Source organism: Psychromonas sp., assembly GCF_983033635.1.
Genome location: NZ_CEZLMY010000269.1, coordinates 1 through 3,254, shown reverse-complemented (window position 1 = coordinate 3,254; position 3,254 = coordinate 1). Strand labels below are relative to the sequence as shown.

Annotated in this window: 3 protein-coding genes and 1 pseudogene; 3 read left to right on the top strand and 1 reads right to left on the bottom strand. The window is 43.4% G+C overall.

The window, feature by feature from the left end; all coding sequences use genetic code 11:
* Nucleotides 1-803: pseudogene (locus AC4GME_RS18310) on the bottom strand (hypothetical protein); the annotation flags it as partial.
* Between the two features lie 508 nt (nt 804-1,311).
* Between AC4GME_RS18310 and AC4GME_RS18305 the strand changes: the two are divergent.
* The 3 genes from AC4GME_RS18305 to AC4GME_RS18295 form a co-directional block, all read left to right on the top strand.
* Nucleotides 1,312-2,376 carry an agmatine deiminase family protein gene (locus AC4GME_RS18305; RefSeq protein WP_490379992.1) on the top strand — a complete coding sequence of 355 codons (1,065 nt, stop codon included), beginning with the start codon at nt 1,312-1,314 and terminating at the stop codon, nt 2,374-2,376.
* Nucleotides 2,377-2,394: 18 nt separating this feature from the next.
* On the top strand, nt 2,395-3,072 hold the full coding sequence (locus AC4GME_RS18300; RefSeq protein ID WP_490379991.1) for a response regulator transcription factor: 678 nt from the start codon (nt 2,395-2,397) through the stop codon (nt 3,070-3,072).
* A partial coding sequence (locus AC4GME_RS18295; RefSeq protein ID WP_490379990.1) for a hypothetical protein occupies nt 3,072-3,254 on the top strand: 183 nt, incomplete at its 3' end. The genes AC4GME_RS18300 and AC4GME_RS18295, both read left to right, overlap by 1 nt.

Sequence of the window (3,254 nt, the reverse complement as noted above, 5' to 3'; positions counted from 1 at the left end):
CCCCTTACCTTCTTACCATAATGCTTTAATATATTTGAAAGCTCAGCATCACTTAGGCAACGAAGAATACGAAGTGTATGTTTATCTGCTAATTCCTTTCCCTGGATCTCATTCAAGATTGCAACAACTTCATCTGCAACCAATACTTCAGAGCGCTTTCTATTAATAAATAACACCCCCATTTCTCGGAGTGCATTCAGCGCATCTAAAGCGTTATTTTGCGGAATAGGATCTATTAAGTGTTCAATAGCAGAGGCTTCATCCATCGAGATATTTAACCTATCAGCTAATGTATTTAAAATACTTCTTTCATCATCTGTAATCTTAGCTTCTCGATTGGTCTTTTCATCATTTTTAAAAGCGACAGTTAAACAGTCTTGGTAAATACCTAAAAGAGCCCCCCTATTAAAATCATCTAAGTTTTTACCTAAATCAATTTCATTTTGAAGCTCTCTAGATTCATTTTTAAGTACATTCCACTCTTTGTTATATAGAGCTTCAATCCAAGAAGTCCTGGCGATGCTGTTGCCATCTCTCGTTAGTATATTTATTAGCAGGCCGATTTGAGCGCCTGACATTGCAATTTGCTCTTTGACCTCATCTTTGAAATAGGAGGATACTAATGAAAATAGTGCTGTAATTTCACTACCGGACGCATTTTTTATTTGCCCATCGATTTTACTAACAGACGAGGCTAATTGTTTATCATGATGCGTAGCGGCAGAGCACAACTTATCTAAACAAGAAATAAATTTGGATTTTTCTACTTGATTGATGCTTGATAGAACTTGAGATAGTTTCATTGGCTGGTCTACTCCATTTGATTCTTAAATAAATTGAGAAATTATCTATAAAACATTAGAAAAGAAGGCTGGATATCCAAACCTTATTTTTATTTAAAATCATGAAATTAAGCGTAAAAGCATATACCACATGGTTAAAAAAAATATTACACACCATCACATTATCATTAAAAAATAACCAAGTTATGAAAAAACAAGTTGGGATGAAGTCATAAATGGCGAAGGTCTTGCGTTTTGCTTTTTTATACAAAAAACTTTGGGTTTATCATAAATCCACCAAGCCAACAGAAAAGGCAAAGAAAAGGCGGGACAGGCAAGCCTTTTTTACCCCCATTAGCTGCATTGAATAATACCTCTAACTAGAAATTATGCAGTTACACTCATGAGGATTATGCAGGATTCCATGATTAGTTTCGCTTGATATCGCAGCACGTTACCTTCCCGTTACCCAACCTTTCTTAAACTAGCTCTGTCAATTCGGTGCAAACACAAACAAAAGGAAAGGCTTATGTTCAGTTCTTCTCGCTATCTACAAAATATCGTTATTTTGAGTGCTTCGGCAGCTTTGGCGGCATGCTCTCCCGACTCAACATCAACAATAACCTCAACGGAGTCGCCATCAACAATAACCCCAACCGACACAACTAACGTGCGTGTTCCAGCTGAATGGGAACCCCAAGCCGCAGTCTGGATGCAGTATCCTGATCAGTGGGAAGCGAGTATGCGTCCGGCATTCGCCAGGATCGTTTCAGTCGTGCAGCAATATCAGCCAGTGCACATGCTTACTCGTAACGAGCAGGAAAAAAGTCAGGCTCAGGAGTTATTAAGCGAACTCGATGTCGCTGATAAGAACATTCAGTGGCATGTAGTGCCATTCGACAACGCCTGGATGCGTGACAACGGGCCTATTTATGTCACCGACGGTAAGAAAACCTGGATTCAAAACTGGAGCTTTGACGCCTGGGGCGGCAACTTTGGCGGCAACGTTAGCTACAGCAATGATAATCTCATCCCGGACTATGTTGCCAAGCAGCTAAATGTCGAGTCTAAACAATATCTTGACTACATACTGGAGAAAGGTAATGTAGAGGTGAATGGCGATGGCTTTCTAGTGATCAACTGGGATTGCCAGGATCAGCGTAACCCAGGCATGACGCAGCAAGAGCATGAAGCAATCTTAAAAGAAAAGCTCGGGGTACATACCATTGTCTGGGCTTATGGTCATTACCCGGAAGACGGTACAACCGGCCACATTGACGGCACCGCACGATTCATCAATAGCAATACATTAGTCGTCACTGTTCTTGATGACAGTACGACAGACGATCAATTAGTTACCGATGTACAAGCTGCCGGGCTCAAGGTACTGCGTTATGACGGTAATCCTAACTGGCTGGTAGGAAACGGCTTTATCATTGCCATGGCCGATGAATATGATGAAGACAATAAGGCGCTGCAGGCCCGGCTCGAGTCTTTCTATCCCGATAGAAATGTGTACCTGATCGACGCCTCTATTATTGCTGAAGCGGGAGGCGGTATACACTGTGTCACCAATGATCAACCACTGTTTTAATTCAAAAGGAGCCGTTGAATGCAGATACTGCTTGTCGAAGATAATATGGACTTGGCTGAACTGGTTATTGAATACCTAGAAGCCGAATCCATTGAGTGTGATATCGCCTATAACGGCTCCATGGCCCTTAATCTCCTTGAAGAGAATTCCTACCAAGTAATTGTCTCTGATGTGATGATGCCGAAAATGGATGGCTTTAGCTTCCTGGATAAACTCCGCTGCAGCGGCAATCACACGCCCTGCATGCTGCTCACCGCTAGGAGCAAGCTGGAGGACAAGCTTACAGGCTTTGAAAAAGGCGCAGATGATTATTTAGTTAAACCTTTTGAGCTGGCCGAGCTAACCGCACGGATCAAAATCCTGGCACATCGAGCCCACCCGCCTGCAAATAAAATTAACATTGCCGACTTGGAGCTCGATCTGACCGCGCAGCAGGCATACCGAGCAGGTCAGCAGCTGATTCTAAGCGCCGCCGAATGGCGATTGCTGGAAATTCTCGTCAAACGCAGCCCGTCAGTAGTGGCAAAAGTCGATATTGAAAACCATGTCTGGGGCGGTGAAGCGCCATCCCAAGACGCGCTGAAGATGCTGATTTATCGATTACGTAAAGTGGTCGAACCCCAAAAGCTTAGCCCTCTTATCACCACTGTTCGCGGCCGGGGAGTGATGATCGCCGCACCAGAGGAGCAGGCATAATGTTGCCGCGCAGTATTAGCCGTTATATCTCACTGCAGATCATTCTGCTGGTTGCAATCGTGATGCTGGTATTTATCGCCATGATCAATCTGGTTTACGACTGGGGCAACGATGATTCCGTGCACTACTTTATGAGCTTGGAAGCGGAAAACTATATCGAACATAACCGGCCAACTGAAAGT

Bases quoted from the DNA above. Each gene is read 5' to 3' on its own strand.
- AC4GME_RS18305 (WP_490379992.1), top strand. From the start codon at position 1,312: ATGTTCAGTTCTTCTCGCTATCTACAAAATATCGTTATTTTGAGTGCT.
- AC4GME_RS18300 (WP_490379991.1), top strand. From the start codon at position 2,395: ATGCAGATACTGCTTGTCGAAGATAATATGGACTTGGCTGAACTGGTT.